We start from the raw sequence: 16337 nt of genomic DNA on the forward strand, positions 1-16337 counted from the left end.
ACAGCAGCTAGCGGAAGGGGGCGGCTAGTGATCGGAGACTTGGCTGCGGTGAGCCCGCCTGACGAGGGCTCACCGCAGCCGCGTGACCTCGAACGTGCGAGTGGGCGCGGCGATCTCGTCCTGCGCGGCGACGAGCTGGAGCTCGGACTCGCCGGAGTCGACGGTTGCTTTGAGCACCCCGTAGACGGTGGCGGCTGTCTGGCCAATGGCCTCGGCGACCGAGTCCGTACGCAGCAGGTGCGCCAGGAAAGTGGCCGTGGTCAGGTCGCCGGCGCCGGTGAAGGTCTGCGGCAGCAGCGGGGTGGTCACCGACCAGGCGCCCTCCCCCGTCACCGCGATCATGTCGATGGTGCCCTCCTGGGCGGCGTCGTGCACCACGGAGGTGACCAGCACGGTCTGCGGACCCATCGCCCGCGCCGCATCGGCGGCAGCCAGCACCTCCGGCACCGTGGAGGTGGATCGGCCGGTGAGGAACTCCAGCTCGAACTGGTTGGGGGTGATGAGCTGCGCGGCCGGCACCACAGCGTCCCGCATGAACTCCGGGATGCCCGGCCGGACATAGAAGTCGCGATCCACATCGCCCATCACCGGGTCGCAGCAATAGATCGCCCTCGGGTTGCGAGACCGCACCAACGCGACCGCATCAAGGATCACCTTGCCGACGTCCTCGCCGCCCTGATAGCCCGACAGCACCGCGTCGACCCGATCCAGCGCCCCCCGCTCATCGATGCCGCGGATCACCTCGGCGACGTCGCCTGCCGCCAGCAACGGACCGCGCCAGCCCGGATAGCCGGTGTGGTTGGAGAAATGCACGGTGAGCACCGGATACACTTCGACACCCAGCCGCATCAGCGGGAAGGTCGCGGCGCTGTTGCCGACGTGGCCATAGGCGACCGAGGACTGGATGGACAGGATCGTCGTCACGGTGGGATCTTAAAGGGTTCCTGTGGGTGGTTCCGCCCTGTTCGGCGGGCCCCCTAGAGTTGACCCATGTCAGCCGGCGTCGAGGACAGCAGCGCTGTTGCGCACGACCCCGCCGGCGCCACCGCCGCCGGTACGGCCGAGGCTGGCCCGGCGCCCACGGACAGGGAGGTGCCTACCGTCGACACGGCGGCCACCAACGGCGAGAAGCCTGGCGATGGCGTGAAACCCGGCAAGCACCACCACCACGTGCTCATCGAGCCGGATGAGGATCGCTGGGCGTGGCGTCGCCGGATCCGGCAGAACCCGGCCCGGCTGCGGGTCTATCGGATCGGCGTGGCGATCGCCGGTCTGCTGCTGATCTGTCTGGGCATCATCACCGGTCCGTTACCGGGTCCGGGCGGCATCCCGCTGGTCCTGCTGGGGTTGGCGACCTGGTCGAGCGAGTTCGAGTGGGCCTACCGGTTGCGGCTTCGCTTCAAGGCCGAGATCAAGAAGTACGGCGGCTGGCCCACCGGCAAGAAGGTCGCCTTCTGGGTTGCCTTCTCGGCGGTGTGCGGGAGCCTCGGATACGCCTATCTGCTTGCCCTGGGCATCCCGTTCTGGATGCCCGAGGTGGGAGCATCGCTGCTGGAGCATCTGCCCGGAGTCCAGGCTCGCTGACGACCCCCTGTCCGCGGAGCAGCCGGGACCACTAGCCTGTCCGCAGACCCGCTCAAGGAAGAAGGGGAACACACATGAACTCGAGTTCTCGTCCCGCCCTCCACGTCAACAGCAAGCTGCTCTCCTCTGGGGCGATCCTGCTGTGCGTCGGAGGTGTGGTGCTGATGGCAGGGGCAGCGTTGTCAGCGACAGCGTTGGCACAGGCAGCAAAGGACTGGATCAGCCAGCTGGAGGAGTCCCCGTCGGAGATGGCACAACGCCGCCTGCATCAGTTCAAGGTGGCGGCCGAGGCCGGCAGCAAGGCCTGGCGCGACCAGACCGACTGACCCCCGTACGCGAGTTGGCCGGTCTGCCCGCCAATCCGACGCGAACGTGCTGGAATGAAATCATGCGGGCCGATGAGTACTCGTACTTCGACGCCGAGTTCCTCGCCTTCGCCCACCGCGGCGGGGCGCACTACCAGCCGAACATCGGCCGCGAGAACAGCCTGTATGCCTTCGATCAGGCGGTGCAGCTCGGTTATCGCTATCTGGAGACCGACGTCCACCTGACTCTCGACGGTGTGCTGGTCGCCTTCCATGACGAGCACCTCGATCGGGTCACCGACGCAGCCGGGCTGATCGCCGAACTGCCGTACGAAGTGGTCAGCCGCGCCCGGATCGGGGGCATCGATCCCATCCCGACCTTGGCCGAGCTGCTCGAGGCGTTCCCCGCGGCACGGTTCAACATCGACGCCAAGTCACCGCGTGCGATCGAGACGCTGGCTCGCACCATCGCCGACCACGATGCGTACGACCGGGTCTGTGTCAGCTCCTTCGGCATCCGTCGGCTCCATCAGCTTCGTCGGCTGATCGGGAAGCGGACAGCGTCGGCAGCGTCGTCGCTGGGCATCGCGGTCAACTGCTTCGTCCCATGGCTGACCGCCGTGCTCGACTCCCCCGCCCCGGTGCTGCAGATGCCGGTGGACCGGCGCGTGTTCGGCATCCGGCTGCAACTGTTGACCGACCGGCTGCTGCGTACCGCGCACCGACATGGCAAACAGGTGCACATCTGGACCATCGATGACGAGCCCGAGCTCGAGCGGCTGATCGACGCCGGGGTGGATGGGATCTTCACCGACCGACCCGACACTCTCAAGTCCGTGCTGCAGGGTCGCGGCCGGTGGAGCGAGGCGACCTCATGAGCATGCCCGCGGGACCGGAGGGTTTCATCGTCCCGCCGCCGGCCAAGCCCAGACGTGCAGTCATCTCCTGGGCCCTGTGGGACTGGGGGTCGTCGGCCTACTCGACGATCGTGGTCACCTTCGTCTTCGCTCCCTATCTGGCCAACAGCGTCGGCGGACCTGAGGCGGCCTTCGGGCTCTCCGGTGCCACCTGGCTGGCCATCGCCACCACCGTGGCCGGGGTGCTGATCGCCGGGCTCGCCCCGGTCACCGGGCAGCGGGCCGATGCGGGAGGGCACCGGAGGCGCAATCTCGGGATCTACAGCGCACTCGTCATCGTGTCCACCCTCGGGCTGTACTTCGTCAAGGACGACGCCGCGTACCTCTGGCTCGGCTTGATCTTGATGGCCGCCGGCTCGGTGTTCATGGAGTTCGCGTACGTGTCCTACAACGCGATGCTGCATCAGGTGTCCACCCCGGCGACGATCGGGCGGGTCTCCGGTCTCGGCTGGGGCAGCGGCTATCTGGGCGGCATCGTGGTGCTGCTGGCGGCGTTCGTGCTGTTCATCTCCCCCGAGGTCGGCCTGTTCGGGGTGACCTCCGAGGACGGGCTGCGCTATCGAGTGCTGGCGCTGATCGTCGCCATCTGGTTCACCATCTTCGCGATCCCGGTGCTGTTGACGGTGCCCGAGGTGCCGCCGACCGAGGTCGGCAAGGCCAGCTTCGTGGCGTCGTACAAGAAGCTGATCGCCGACGTACGGACGCTGTATCGCTCCGACCGGCAGGTGGTCTGGTTCCTGCTGGCCAGCGCGGTCTATCGCGACGGATTGGCAGCCGTGTTCAGCTTCGGCGCCGTGCTGGCGGTGTCGGTCTATGGACTCTCTGCTTCCGAGGTGGTGATGTTCGGCGTCGCGGCCAACGTCGTCGCCGCGGCCGGTGCCTTCAGCGGCGGTGTGCTGGAGGATCGGGTCGGGCCGAAACGGATCATCCTGCTCTCGCTGACCGGTCTGGTGGTCTCGGCCACGGTATTGCTGTTCGCTTCCGGTCCGACGATGTTCTGGATCTTCGGTCTGGCGCTGTGCCTGTGGGTCGGGCCGGCCCAGGCCAGTTCACGGTCCTTCCTGGCGCGCCTCGCACGTCCGCAGCAGGAGGGCCAACTGTTCGGCCTGTACGCCACCACGGGTCGGGCGGTGTCCTTCCTCGCGCCGGGGCTCTTCGCCCTCTTCTCGGGTGTTTTCTCCTCGGATCGGATGGGTATCGTCGGGATAGCACTGGTGTTGCTCGTCGGCGCCGTGTGGCTTGGCTTCGTGCAACCGCCGTCCGATCGGCGAACCACAGATTCGGCGGAGGTTGCCTGACGTAGGCTGGAACATTCCGCCTGCTTCGCGAGTTGAGCCTGAAGTGGAAGGCCCGTCATCGGGTGGGCAAGCCGTCAGGAGGAAGACATGGCAGATCGTTCTTTGCGAGGCACCGGACTGGGTGCGAAGAGCTTCGAAGACGAGGCAGGTGTCGAGTTCGCGGCGCGACGCGAGGTCGGCTTCGACTGCCCGCGTCAGCATCACTTCAGTCTGACCTTCGCCGCTGAGGCCGAGGTGCCGGCCGTGTGGGAGTGCCCGCGCTGCGGCGCCGAGTCACTGCGCTCCGACGGTTACCGGGCCGAGGCCAAGGAAGAGAAGCCGGCCCGTACCCACTGGGACATGCTTCGTGAGCGGCGCAGCATCGCCGAGCTGGAGGATCTGCTGGCGGAGCGACTGGATCTGCTGCGGTCCGGCGAGCTCGGTCCGAACTACGCCGGAATGAACTCGCGCAAGAGCGCCTGAGCGGCTGGGCAGCGCCTGGGGCTTCGGGCGCACGAAGAAGGTGAGCGCCGGAGCGCTGAGCTGGCAGAGCGTCGTCAGGGCTCCGGCTGCTCCTCGATCTCACCGGCGATGATGACCGGCCCGGAGGACGGCGGCTGATTGCGACCGTCGTTGCTCCGGCGACCGCCCGGGTCGGCGCCGGAGGAGGCCGGGTCATTCGGCACCGTCTTCCCTTCGACAGATTCGCCCTCGATCACGGTCTCGCCTTGGATGATGGTGCCGTCCTGACGGATCAGCACAGTCGACAAGCCCAGCTTGTTCATCCGCCGGGCGATGAAGAAGGCCAGCACCTTGCGGGCCAGCGGACGAGTGAACGGCAGCAGGAACAGCAGTCCGAAGACGTCGGTGATGAATCCGGGCATCACGAGCAGGACACCGCCGACCAACACCAACGCGGTATCGGCGAGTTCGCCGGTGGGCATCCGGCCACTGGCGAACGCGCTGTTCAGCGCGGTCCAGGCTCTGCTGCCCTCACGTCTGACCAGCCAAGCTCCGAGCATGGCCTCGCCCACCAGGATCGCCAGCGTCCACCACACGCCGATGACATGGCCGACCTGGACCAACAGATAGATCTCCGCGAAGGGCAGCGCGACCATGGCGGCCAGCACCAGCGGAAGGATCCATCCGCTCCGGCGACGCTGTGGGCCAGAGGGGGATGATGCCGACGGATAGGACATGATCAGGGCAACTCGTGGTGATTCTTGCCGATTCGTGCCTTGTTCTTTCCGGGACGAGCATGGGCCGCCAGGTCGCGGAGCTGGCCGGAGCGGTGCTTCATGCCCCACCAGGTGGTGCGGAGCAGTGCCTCGGCGACGATCTTCTGACTCATCTTGGACTGACCGTACTCCCGCTCGACAAAGGTGATCGGGACCTCGACCACCCGATAGCCAGCCTTCAACGAGCGCCAGGCCAGGTCGATCTGGAAGCAGTAGCCGGCCGAGGCGATCCGATCCAACTCGATGCCGCGCAGTGTGTCGGCACGAAACGCGTTGAAGCCTCCGGTCGCATCCTTGAGTGGAATGCCGAGCATCATCCGGGTCCACAGGCTGCCGCTCTTGGAGATCAGCTCCCGCGACTTCGGCCAGTTGACGATCTTGCCACCGGGAACCCAACGGGACCCCTTGACCATGTCGGCGTCGCGCAGGGCGTCCAACAGCAACGGAAGCTGCTCGGGCTGATGCGAGCCGTCGGCATCGAGTTCGACGATCACCCCGTAACCACGCTCCAACCCCCAGGCGAAACCGGCCAGGTAGGCCGCCCCGAGGCCCTCCTTGCCCAGCCGGTGCAGGACCTGGATGTGATCGTCGGTCGCGGCGAGTTCGTCGGCCCGCCGCCCGGTGCCGTCCGGTGAGTTGTCGTCGGCGATCAGGATGTGCGCCTCCGGCACGGCGGCGCGTAGCCGCGAGGTGATCATGTCGATGTTCTCCCGCTCGTTGTAGGTCGGGATGACCACCAGGACACGACCGAGATCGTCACTCATCTTCGTACTGCCTCCGGATCGACGACTGTCGGTGAGGGTTCATCCTGCCGTACCGGAATGCCTGCCTCCGGTAGGCGACCTGGGCGCGCCCGGGTGCTGAGACCAAGCCCGGTGACCGCACCTAGGAGACAGGCGAGTACGGCTGCCAGGGCCAGGCCGCGATCGATCCAGGGTGCGGCAATGACAGCTGGGGTGAGTCCGGTGCGCAGCGGCATCGGCACCACCATGGACGCAGCCGTGAACTCGTCGGTGCGGTGCACGATGGTGCCGTCGCGATCGATGAACCCCGACACGCTGTTGGTGGTTGCCACCGCGATCTCCCGCCGCGTCTCCATCGCCCGGGCACGGGTGATGGCGAACTGCTGCTCGATCTGCCCGGTGCCGCCGTAGGTGGCGTTGTTGCTCTGCACGGTCAGCAGCTGCGCGCCATTGGTCACGGTCGAATAGACCGTCGAGTCGTACGCGAGCTCGAAGCACATCACGTCGCCGATCTTGACCGTACGTCCGTCCAGCGGGACCGTCAGCACCCCGGGGGTCGTGCCAGGCACGGACTGTGGTCCGACCGCCTTCAGGACCGGCACCAGTGGCAGCAGCTGAGCACGGAACGGGATCCACTCGCCGAACGGCACCAGATTCTGCTTGTTGTAGCGGGCCAGCACCCCTGCCACCGGGTCCCACCACAGCGCAGAGGTCTGCCGCTCGTCGGGACCCGGCCCTTCCATCACTGCTCCGACCAGGATCGGGCGCCCGGCGATCATGGCCCCGGCCTGGACAGTCCGTTCGGTGACCGGATCTATCCGCGGGTCGATATCGGTGGAGTTCTCCGGCCACAGGATGAAGTCGGGCATGGGAGTCTGACCGAGTCTGGCCTTCACCATCAGGTTGATGGTTTCACTGAGGTGGTTGTTGGTCACCGATCGCATCCGGCCGAGAGCCTCGATCCCCTTGCCCGGCACGTTGCCCTGCACGATGCCCACCTGAAGGGTTCGGGATTCCTCGGGGCTTGGGGTGGGAGTCAGCGGGATGAAGGGCAGCGCAGTGCCGAGCAGCAGCAACACTGCGGCCGCCACGCCGTACGGCAGAAGTGTCCGGACAACGTGCCGCGGGCTCGATTGTCTTGGGCTCGAGCGGCGGTTGCGCAGGATCGTGATGACGTACGCGATCAACTGGGCGAGCAACGCGACCAGGAAGGAGACACCGGCTACGCCGATCAGCGGCAGAAAGCCCGCCAATGGGGTGTCGACCACAGTGTAGGCAAGGCGGACCCAGCCGAAGCCGCCGAACGGCATCCGGGAGTAGAGGAACTCGATCAGCGACCAGCACAGGGCGGCAGCCAGCGGCCACCACCTCAAGGGTGAGGTCAGGTAGAGGGTGAGACCCAGCAGCCCGAAGAACAGCGCCTCGAACGCGATCAGGAGCACCGCAACCCAGATCCCGAGCACATGGATCCAGTTGATCGAGATGGCGAGCAGGCCTAGTCCGTAGAGGTAGCCGAGCGCGAAGGCGCGTCGGCGAGGCTTACTGGTGCTGCTGCTATCGATGCTGATGGGTGTCGGGGTGGAGGTGCCGGCGCGGACCAGCAGCGTGAAGGCAGGCAGAGTGATGATCAGCAGCCACCAGAGCCCGTACGGTTCCCACGCCAGCCCCGTCAGTACGCCGGCAAGGAGAGCCAGTCCAGCGCGCAGCCAACGGCTGTGGCGATACGCGATGAACACGCTGCGAGCGTACCGGCAATATCGAGCGTTTCCGGGCCATCGAGCTACCCCGTGGTCGTCCAACCATCGAGCACCAAGGGCTGACCTGCGTCGAGGGCGGTGAGCGCCTTCTGGACGTACGGGATGACGTCGGGCGGCAGCTGGCCGGGATCAGCCCACACCAGCTCGCTGCACTTGGTGGGCTCGCCGATGGCTGGATCGCCCGTCCAACTCGGCACGATGAAGAACAGGTCCAGATACTCGTGATCGGTGGACGACTCAGCCGCTCGGTGAACAACGACACCGAGTCGACACGCTGCCGGATCGACCGCGATCGTCAGTTCCTCGGCCAGTTCTCGCGTCAGCGCACTCGTGACGTCTTCGCCACCCTCGATACGACCGGCCGGCAGGCTGAGCTCACCGTCGTGATAGCCCGATCCGGCACGACGCATCAGCAAGATACGCCCGCTCGCCTGCACAACGCCGTACACCGCCACAGCGGTGCGGAACCGATCAGCTGGCACCGACGTACCGTAGCCGACGATCACGAGCCCGATCGATGATCCTCGATCCTCATGGGTCAGCAAGCTGAATGCCAGCTGGGTCGGCAGTGGCTAGTGGTGTGTCTTGTAAATAGGTTGCTGTTTGGTTGGTAGCATTCGGGTATGCCTCGCCCTCCCGCCCCAGCCCTGTCGATGACCGCAGCACAACGGGAGGTGCTGATCAGGATTGCCCGCTCATCGACGACCGCGCACCGGGAGGTGATGCGGGCCCAGGTGCTGCTCGACGCCGCCGACGGCATCGCGAACGCCGAGATCGCCCGACGGCATCGGGTCAGCATCCCCACCGTGCGGGCCTGGCGGGCCGCGTTCACCAGCGACGGCCTCACCGGCTGGGGCACGGTGAAGAAGGGCCGGGGTCGTAAACCGGTGATCAGTGAGGCCACGATCGCTGAGATCGTGGAGCTGACCACCCACACCACCCCGCCCGGGGCCACCCACTGGTCGTGCCGCACGATGGCGAAACGGGTCGGGGTCTCACCGGCCACAGTGCAGCGGGTCTGGTCCGAGCTCGGGTTGAAGCCGCACCTGGTCGAGACGTTCAAGGTCAGCAACGACCCGCGGTTCACCGAGAAACTGATCGACGTCGTGGGCTTGTACCTGGATCCGCCGGAGAAGGCGATCGTGCTGTGCATGGACGAGAAGTCGTCGGTGCAGGCATTGGACCGCACCCAGGCGTCGCTGCCGATCAAACCGGGCCGGGCCGCGACGATGACGCATGACTACAAGCGCAACGGCACCACCAACTTGTTCGCCGCCTTGGACGTGCTGACCGGCACCGTGATCGGCCGATGCCTGCCCAGGCACCGGCACGAGGAGTTCTTGACCTTTCTCAAGACCATCGACGCCGAGGTCCCCCAAGGACTGCAGATCCACCTGATCCTGGACAACTACTCCACCCACAAGCACGCCGACGTCAAGGCCTGGCTGAAACGCCACCAACGGTTCCACCTGCACGTCATCCCGACCTCATCATCATGGCTGAACCAGGTCGAACGCTGGTTCCGCGAGCTGACCGACAAGAACCTGCGCCGCGGCATCTTCGCCAGCGTCCCCGACCTGATCGCCAGCATCCAGGCCTACATCGACGCCAGCAACGCCGACCCCCAACCCTACAAATGGACCGCCACCGCCGAGTCCATCCTCGCCAAAGTCACCCGCGCCCGCACCACCCTCAACCAACAAGCAAGCTAAAACCGAGACACACCACTAGTGACACCCCACTAAGGTGGACCTGCGACTGGCGTGGCCGGATGTGACCGGCGAGGAGCAACAGAGCGACATCGACCGCCTGGGTGTCCGTGAGGCTTGACCGACGGAGACATGCGAATGCGCTACGGGATGAATCCACACCAGTCCGCCGAGATCGTCGCGGGTCCTGGGCCACGGATCCTCAACGGGGAACCATCGATGATCAACTATCTGGATGCGCTCAATGCGTTCCAACTCGTATGCGAGGTCGACCAAGCGACCGGCAGACCTGCTGCCGCCTCTTTCAAACACGTGTCACCGGCGGGCGCCGCACTGGCTGGCCGGATCGATCCGGTCGCGGCCAGGACCTGGCGGATCGGATCGGTCGAAGAAGACACCCTGCTGTCCGCCTATGTGCGGGCCCGTGATGCCGATCCGAAATCTTCCTTCGGTGACGTCGCAGCCTTTTCCCGGCCGGTTGATCGCGTCACCGCAGAACTGTTGAGCACGGTGATCTGCGACGCCGTGATTGCGCCCGGCTACGAGCCGGGCACGATCGGGATTCTGGCTGCGAAGCGTGGCGGTCGGTTCCTGATGTTCGAGGCCGATCCCACCAGGTTGCCTCCTGCAGCGGAGCGACGAGATGTGCTTGGCGTGACGATCGAGCAGGACCGCGACACGGTGCCTGTGGAGACCGTGCTCCCTGACAGCGGCTGGCTCGCCGGAACGGCGAGGGAGGATGCGTTGCTGGGCCTCGTGACGGTGCGCTATACGCAATCGAACTCGGTCGCGTTCGTCCGCGATGGCATGGCGATCGGTGTCGGCGCTGGTCAGCAGAACCGGGTCGATTGCGTACGTCTGGCTGGGGTGAAGGCAAAGATCTGGTGGCTGCGCCGACACCGGTTCGTCGATGGATTGCCGATGGTGGAGGAGATGAGTCGGCAGGATCGGCTGAACTGGCAGATCCGGTTTGCCGCTGCCGAGATGACCGTCGCACAAGTGCAGGAGTTCGAGGCTCTGTTCGGTGCGGAGGCCAGATCTGCATACGACGATCCGACATGGCGAAGCGATTGGGTATCGAAGTTGTCGGGGATCACGATGACTTCTGACGGCTACCTTCCGTTCCGCGACAACGTCGAGCATGCCGCCGCATTCGGGGTCGAGACCATCGTGGAGCCGGGCGGCTCTGCGCGTACGAGCGAGATCGCCGCCAGCGCCGCAGCCCACGGCATCGACCACGTCGAGACCGGACTACGACTCTTCCACCACTGACTCAGCGCTCCACAGAGTCAGTCAGCTGATCGCCCGATCGGTGACCTCTGGTCTGTATTGGTTACTGTGCCCGGATGATTCGAGTCGTTCGTTATGACCCGTCGTGGCCACGTCGGTTCGATGCGCTCATGAACCGGCCTGGATCCGTCGGAGGGCGGTGTTAGGCCGCGACGGGGTTGTCGGTGCCGTGGGTTGAATCGTAGTGCGCTTGCTCGTATTCGACGGGTGGGACGTCTCCGATCGAGGAGTGCAGCCGGTCATGGTTGTACCAGTGCACCCAGGAGGCGGTGGCGATCTCCACGTCGCGCCAGTGCCGCCAGACCGGCTGCTCGTGGTCGATGACCTCGGTCTTGAACAGCCCGATCGTCGACTCCATCAACGCGTTGTCCAACGCGTCGCCGACGGTGCCGATCGAGCCGGCGATCCCGGCCTCCCGCAGCGCCTCGCTGAACGCCAGCGACGTGTACTGGCTGCCGGCGTCGCAGTGGTGCACGAGCCCGTCGCCGGTGAAGTCGAAGCTGGTCCGGCGGCGGGTGAACAGGGCCTGTTCCAACGCCGAGGTCACCAGCGGGGTCTCCTTGTGGGTGGTGACTCTCCAGCCGAGGATGCGGCGGGAGAACACGTCGGTGAGGAACGACACGTAGCAGAACCCGTGCGGGGTCCACACGTAGGTGAAGTCCGCGACCCACCATTGGTCGGGCCGGGTGGGCCAGTTCCAGCGCCGCTTCACGTGATCGGGATGACGGGGTGCCTTGGCGTCTCGACGGGTCGTCACCGTCGACCGCTTCCCTCGTCTCACCCCGGTGATACCGGCGATCTTCATCAGCCGCTCGATCTGGTCCCGACCCAGCAGCAGGCCCTTGCGGCGGGCCGTCTTCCACAGCTTCCGACGGCCGTACAAGCCCCGGTTCTCCTTCCACAGTTGATACAGCTGGTGGGCGGCGTAGGCGTCGGCCAGGTCGGCCTCGGTGGGCCCGAAGCCGCGGTCGCGGTAGGCGTAGTAAGTGCTCGGGGCGATCGAGATGTCGTGCTCGGACAGCACGGCACAGATCGGCTCGACCCCGAAGCGGTCACGATGGGTCTCGATGTAGTCGACTACGACCCGAGTTTGCGGTCGAGCTCCGCCTGGGCGAAAAACGCTGAGGCGGTCTTCAAGATCTCGTTCGCCCGCCGCAGCTGCGCGTTCTCCCGCCGCAGCCGGGCCAGCTCCGCATCAGCAGGCTCGGCCGCCGCCGCGGGCAGCTTCCCGGCCTCGCCGAGATCGCGGCGGATCCAGTTCCGCAGCGTCTCAGCCTTGATGCCTAACAGCTCGCCCACCTCGACGCGGGCCTGTCGTTGGGAGACATCCCCAGCAGCGATCCGGTCGGCATACATCCGGACCGCCCGATCCTGGGTCTCTTGGTCGTACTTCTTCGGTGCAGGCATGATCCCTTCCTTGGTAGATCATGCCCTCCACGAAATCCAGGCCGATTCACTCAAGAAGGAGTACGGCCAAGCCCTTGCCAGGGCTGGCGTCGAGGTCGTCGCCATCGAACACGTCGGCAGCACCGCTGTGCCGGGGCTGGCTGCCAAGCCGGTCATCGACTGCGACATCGTGGTGGCAACTGACCAAGTCGTGCCGGCCTCCGAGGTGCTGATTGGGCTGGGCTTCCAGCCCCTGGGAGAGCTCGGCATCCCTCGGCGCTGGGCTTTCCAGGAACCTCCGCGGCTCGCCGGAACCAACACGTATGTCATCGTGGATGGCTCGCTGTCGCTACGAAATCACATCCGGCTTCGAGACACGCTGAGGAACAATACCGAGCTGCGCGACCGCTACGGCGCGGTCAAGCTCGCCGTTGGCGCCGCTGCCGGCAGCATTGAGGAGTACGGCCGAGGCAAGAATGCGGTGATCCAAGAGATCCTGGCGACCGCAGGCCTGACCGAGTGCGAGCGCAGGGTCATCGACGCCGCCCAAATACCGCCCCGCGAAGATATGCCCCGATAGACGGACTGTATCTGCTAGCTCACTCCCTTCCATACGACGCATCGGGGTATTCCTCACCGGGTTGAGAAATCTAGTGCGAAGCTCAAAGCGGACCGGAATCCACTGGCGTCTGCTCGAAATCACCGATGCCGGCGTAGCAGTCCCGAAGGCTCGGCCCGCTGATCCACGGGCTGCGGCCGGACGATAGCCGCCATCAGCTCCCCCAGCGGCGTACAAGCCCAAGGTGTCATTCGCAGTACTCCAGCGTGGGATTGCTACGTCACAAGTCCCATTTGTCACTTCTAGTCACACCCGTAACTCTGTCAACAATGAGCGAATCAAGCGGCTCGTGTCCCTGTGCTTCGTGGTTCGCCGAAAGAGAGAAGCCGTCCTCGAGAAGGAGCAACGACAGGTCAAACGGCAGGTTTCGGATGTAACTGCTCCTTTTCGATGGGGACGGCTCAGGCCTTGCGCTCGAACGTATGCCCGATTAGAATGGGAACATGTATTCGACCAGCGAGGAGCGGGTGGACAGTCATCCCCTGCACGCCGCGGTCGATACGGTCCGCACCTCGCTCGAGCATTTGATCAAGCTGATCGACGACGGCGCCCACACCGACCTGGGCGCGTTCGGTCTGGTCGACACCCTGCAGCAGTGGGAGACCCTGCGTAACACCATGCCCGTCATCGATCGGGCATTGATCCAGCACGGCACCGAACAAGGCCACCCCGGGGTGCTGTCGGAACGCACGATGGTCGGGGTGTTGAAGAACGGACTCCGTCTGTCGGCCGGGGAAGCGGTGCGGCGGGTCAAAGCTGCTGAACACCTCGCTGACCGGACCTCGATGGTCGGGGAACCCCTGCCGGCGATCCGGGAACACCTGTCGCAGGCACAGCGCGATGGTGCCGTGACACCCGAACAAGTGTCATTGATCGATCAGACGTTGCGGAAAGTCGCGCATTGCGACCCGGAGCGGATCACCATGGGAGAAGAACTGCTGGTCGAACAAGCCGGCAAGCTCGGGTTCAAGGACCTGACCCTGTTCGCGGCGAAACTCGCCGAGGCGATCGACCCTGACGGGATCCTGCCCTGCGACGAGAAAGCACAACACGACCGCCGGTATTTCCGGGTGCGGCAGCGCGGGGACGGGTGCTGGGCCGGCGAGTTCGTGCTCACCGGCAAGGCGGGGCAGAAACTCGCCACCCTCCTCAGCTCGTTGACCAAACCCCAAACCGGGAGCGTACGGCCCGACAACGCGGACGGCAGCCCCGGCAAGAAGCAGGTCTTGAAGGACGAGCGGACCGTTGGGCAACGCAAACACGACGCCTTCGAGGCCCTGCTCGATGCCCTACTCCGAGGCCAGGACGTGCCCGCCTCGGGTGGCACCCCGGCGACGGTGTTGATCAACATCAGCTGGGAGGAGTTCTGCCGCGAGTTCGGTATGGGCAGCTACGCCGACGGTTCGCCGGTGTCGGCGCGGACGGCACGAGACTTGGCCGATCAAGCCGACATCGCCTGGTGCGTGAAGACCCCGAAAGGCGCGGTGCTGGACTTGTACCGGTCCCGGCGGATCGCCTCACTGGCACAAACGTTGGCGTTGTATGCCCGAGATTCTGGCTGCTCCTTCCCTGGCTGTGATGTCGCACCCCAATGGTGTGAACGGCACCACGTGGTCGCTTGGCAAGACGGCGGCAACACCAATATCGGAAATCTCACGTTGGTATGTTCGTTTCATCATCACCACTTCGCGAAACACGGCTGGCGATGCCAAATCAATGCTGACGGGCTCCCCGAATGGATCCCGCCGAAGTGGATGGATCCGTTGCAGCGGCCGATCCTCAACCACCGCATCACCATCAACAACTGGGATCCCCAAGAACCTCTCAACCTCGACACCGCCGTCGTGGAGGATCCGGCAGCAGGCAAGAAGCCGCCAGGAACAAAACCAGCCGGACCGCCGGAATGACGACCAGCATGGTGACCAATACAGCAACCGCCGCAGGAACGACCCTGCGGCGGCATGCGGCCGTCCCAATCCGCCCTGTTCGAGGACTCGGTCCCGAACGTGTCCGTCCGAGCGTGTCCCTCCGAGCGAGCCAGTGCTCAGGTAGCCGTGAGGGACCACATCCGGACCGGCCGGCGTTTCATCCCGGGACCCGCCCTGTCCGACACGCCATCTTCGGCTGCTTACGGGGGCCTGCTGCCGATGGCGATCTCTACCCATTGACACCCCGGCCGAGGAGTGGCCAGGACGTACGGCCCTACTTACTCCGGCGACGCGCTGCCAGAGTCGGCTGCAACAGCTCACTTGGGGGCTACTCGGTCGTTCGTACCCACCGTGGTCTTACTAGAGTGGATAGACCGTCCTCGGTGCCGAGGTGCAACTCGGCACCTGAGACTCCGAACCAGCAGAGGAGACATCCGCCGACATGGCCACGCAGTACCAGCTCCCGACCCTCGATGACCTTGCCCGGCTGGCCGAGCCACATGAGCTTGCCATCACCATCTATGTGGCCACGTCCCCGTACGTGAGCGAGCGCACCACCAGTCAGGTCACGGCCAAGAGCTTGTTCGACTCCTGCATCACCAAGGTGCGTGAAGCCGGGGTACGGCATGCGGCCGAGACCGCACTGCGGCAGCAGTGGGAGTCGGTGATCAACGGTGAGTTGTGGTCACGGCTGTCGAACTCGCTGGCCATCTTCATCTCCGAGGACTCCGCAGAGGTCTACGTGCTGCCCAACGCACTGGAGAACCAGCAGCAGGTGGCGCGCTACTTCGATCTCGGACAGCTGGTCCGGGCGGTCACCTCACCGCAGCAGGCGTACGCCCTGACCTTGTCCTCGAACGGCTGGAATCTGTGGCACGCGACCGCGACCACCCGGGCCACCGAACTCGAGCTCAACGGCGATCACCCCATCGACGCCGCGGACGCGAACAACCGGACCACCATCCGCGGCCCGAAGCCCGGTAACCGGCTCTCCGGCGATGCGGGACGCAAGACGCTGCTCGAGACCTACGCCAAGCGGGTCGCCGACGCCGTCGACCACGAGCTCTATCGGCTCGATCCGCACTCGGAGGCGCCTCTGTTCCTGTTCGCCACCGACCCCCTGCTCGACCTCTACCACGCTGCAGACAAGCGCCGGCAGGTCGTGTCCGTGCCCGGGGCACCCGATGAGCTCAAGGACTTCCAGATCGACGAGGAGATCCGCGGCAAGCTGACCACGCTGAATGCCGAGCGGGTCAACGCACGGCTGGACAAGATCGGTAATGACCTGTCAGCCGGCTTGGTGTTGACCGATCTCGGCGACATCGGCCGGGCCGCGGTCACCGGAGCCGTCGACGTCTTCGTCTACGACTTCGTCGTCGACATCGTGGGACGCCTCGACAACACCACCGGTGAGGTGCGCTACGCCGACGAGGGAGCCGCAGACGCGTACGACGTCTTGTCCCGGATCGCCATGGCCGTGTTGGCCAGCGGCGGAGAGGTGATCGCCGTTCGCCGTGACGAGGTCAGCACCGGCATCTGGAACGGGACCGCCGTCGCCCACTTGCGCTATCCACTGGCCTGATC

At 65.6% G+C, this 16337-nt stretch carries 16 protein-coding genes and 1 other annotated feature; of the genes, 10 read left to right on the top strand and 6 right to left on the bottom strand.

Annotated elements, in window-relative coordinates; all coding sequences use genetic code 11:
- Positions 1-69 precede the first annotated feature (69 nt).
- Entirely contained in the window at positions 70-924 is an 855-nt protein-coding gene (gene pdxY, locus MLP_RS12330; protein WP_013863428.1) for a pyridoxal kinase PdxY, read from the bottom strand.
- 66 nt (positions 925-990) lie between these two features.
- On the opposite strand from pdxY, the gene MLP_RS12335 reads away from it, so the two are divergent.
- The 5 genes from MLP_RS12335 to MLP_RS12355 all read left to right on the top strand — a co-directional run bounded on the left by MLP_RS12335 (position 991) and on the right by MLP_RS12355 (position 4566).
- The gene (locus MLP_RS12335; RefSeq protein WP_013863429.1) at positions 991-1584 is read left to right on the top strand and encodes a PGPGW domain-containing protein; all 594 of its coding nucleotides are present in this window, start codon (positions 991-993) and stop codon (positions 1582-1584) included.
- Positions 1585-1658: 74 nt separating this feature from the next.
- A complete protein-coding gene (locus MLP_RS12340; RefSeq protein WP_013863430.1) occupies positions 1659-1910 on the top strand; it encodes a hypothetical protein in 252 nt (83 codons plus the stop codon).
- A gap of 62 nt (positions 1911-1972) precedes the next feature.
- Positions 1973-2767 carry a glycerophosphodiester phosphodiesterase family protein gene (locus MLP_RS12345; RefSeq protein ID WP_013863431.1) on the top strand — a complete coding sequence of 265 codons (795 nt, stop codon included), beginning with the start codon at positions 1973-1975 and terminating at the stop codon, positions 2765-2767.
- Positions 2764-4104: an MFS transporter gene (locus tag MLP_RS12350; protein ID WP_013863432.1), complete on the top strand. Its 1341-nt coding sequence runs from the start codon at positions 2764-2766 to the stop codon at positions 4102-4104. Before MLP_RS12345 ends, MLP_RS12350 begins: the two co-directional genes overlap by 4 nt.
- A gap of 87 nt (positions 4105-4191) precedes the next feature.
- Positions 4192-4566 carry an RNA polymerase-binding protein RbpA gene (locus tag MLP_RS12355; RefSeq protein WP_013863433.1) on the top strand — a complete coding sequence of 125 codons (375 nt, stop codon included), beginning with the start codon at positions 4192-4194 and terminating at the stop codon, positions 4564-4566.
- Between the two features lie 74 nt (positions 4567-4640).
- On the opposite strand, the gene MLP_RS12360 is transcribed toward MLP_RS12355, so the two are convergent.
- The 4 genes from MLP_RS12360 to MLP_RS12375 all read right to left on the bottom strand — a co-directional run bounded on the left by MLP_RS12360 (position 4641) and on the right by MLP_RS12375 (position 8303).
- Positions 4641-5213: an FxsA family protein gene (locus tag MLP_RS12360; protein WP_013863434.1), complete on the bottom strand. Its 573-nt coding sequence runs from the start codon at positions 5211-5213 to the stop codon at positions 4641-4643.
- 71 nt (positions 5214-5284) lie between these two features.
- Positions 5285-6085 carry a polyprenol monophosphomannose synthase gene (locus tag MLP_RS12365; RefSeq protein ID WP_013863435.1) on the bottom strand — a complete coding sequence of 267 codons (801 nt, stop codon included), beginning with the start codon at positions 6083-6085 and terminating at the stop codon, positions 5285-5287.
- Positions 6082-7800, bottom strand: a complete 1719-nt coding sequence (gene lnt, locus MLP_RS12370) for an apolipoprotein N-acyltransferase (protein ID WP_013863436.1) — start codon at positions 7798-7800, stop codon at positions 6082-6084. Before lnt ends, MLP_RS12365 begins: the two co-directional genes overlap by 4 nt.
- A gap of 44 nt (positions 7801-7844) precedes the next feature.
- Positions 7845-8303 (bottom strand): NUDIX domain-containing protein, encoded by a 459-nt coding sequence (locus tag MLP_RS12375; protein ID WP_041792178.1) that lies wholly within the window; start codon positions 8301-8303, stop codon positions 7845-7847.
- Positions 8304-8444: 141 nt separating this feature from the next.
- Between MLP_RS12375 and MLP_RS12380 the strand changes: the two genes are divergently transcribed.
- Both MLP_RS12380 and MLP_RS12385 read left to right on the top strand, forming a co-directional pair.
- On the top strand, positions 8445-9533 hold the full coding sequence (locus tag MLP_RS12380) for an IS630 family transposase (RefSeq protein WP_013863438.1): 1089 nt from the start codon (positions 8445-8447) through the stop codon (positions 9531-9533).
- 135 nt (positions 9534-9668) lie between these two features.
- Positions 9669-10802 carry a 5-aminoimidazole-4-carboxamide ribonucleotide transformylase gene (locus tag MLP_RS12385; RefSeq protein WP_269453387.1) on the top strand — a complete coding sequence of 378 codons (1134 nt, stop codon included), beginning with the start codon at positions 9669-9671 and terminating at the stop codon, positions 10800-10802.
- Positions 10803-10962: 160 nt separating this feature from the next.
- Here the strand turns inward: MLP_RS12385 and MLP_RS12390 are convergent.
- Positions 10963-12227 (bottom strand): IS3 family transposase gene (locus MLP_RS12390; protein ID WP_407939007.1). Its coding sequence is split into 2 segments (ribosomal slippage): positions 10963-11933 and positions 11933-12227, totalling 1266 coding nucleotides; the frame shifts between segments, so codons are not numbered across the junction.
- Positions 11812-11943, bottom strand: a sequence feature (AL1L pseudoknot). Its footprint overlaps the gene before it by 132 nt.
- On the opposite strand from MLP_RS12390, the gene MLP_RS12400 reads away from it, so the two are divergent.
- The 3 genes from MLP_RS12400 (at position 12226) to MLP_RS12410 (ending at position 16335) form a co-directional block, all read left to right on the top strand.
- Positions 12226-12786 (top strand): GrpB family protein, encoded by a 561-nt coding sequence (locus tag MLP_RS12400; protein ID WP_041790008.1) that lies wholly within the window; start codon positions 12226-12228, stop codon positions 12784-12786. The two genes, MLP_RS12390 and MLP_RS12400, sit on opposite strands and share 2 nt — an antisense overlap.
- A 482-nt stretch (positions 12787-13268) precedes the next feature.
- A complete protein-coding gene (locus MLP_RS12405) occupies positions 13269-14732 on the top strand; it encodes an HNH endonuclease signature motif containing protein (RefSeq protein WP_013863443.1) in 1464 nt (487 codons plus the stop codon).
- Positions 14733-15195: 463 nt separating this feature from the next.
- Entirely contained in the window at positions 15196-16335 is a 1140-nt protein-coding gene (locus MLP_RS12410; RefSeq protein ID WP_013863444.1) for a baeRF11 domain-containing protein, read from the top strand.
- The last annotated feature ends 2 nt before the right edge of the window (positions 16336-16337 follow it).

This window comes from Microlunatus phosphovorus NM-1 (assembly GCF_000270245.1).
GTDB classification, from domain to species: Bacteria; Actinomycetota; Actinomycetes; order Propionibacteriales; family Propionibacteriaceae; genus Microlunatus; species Microlunatus phosphovorus.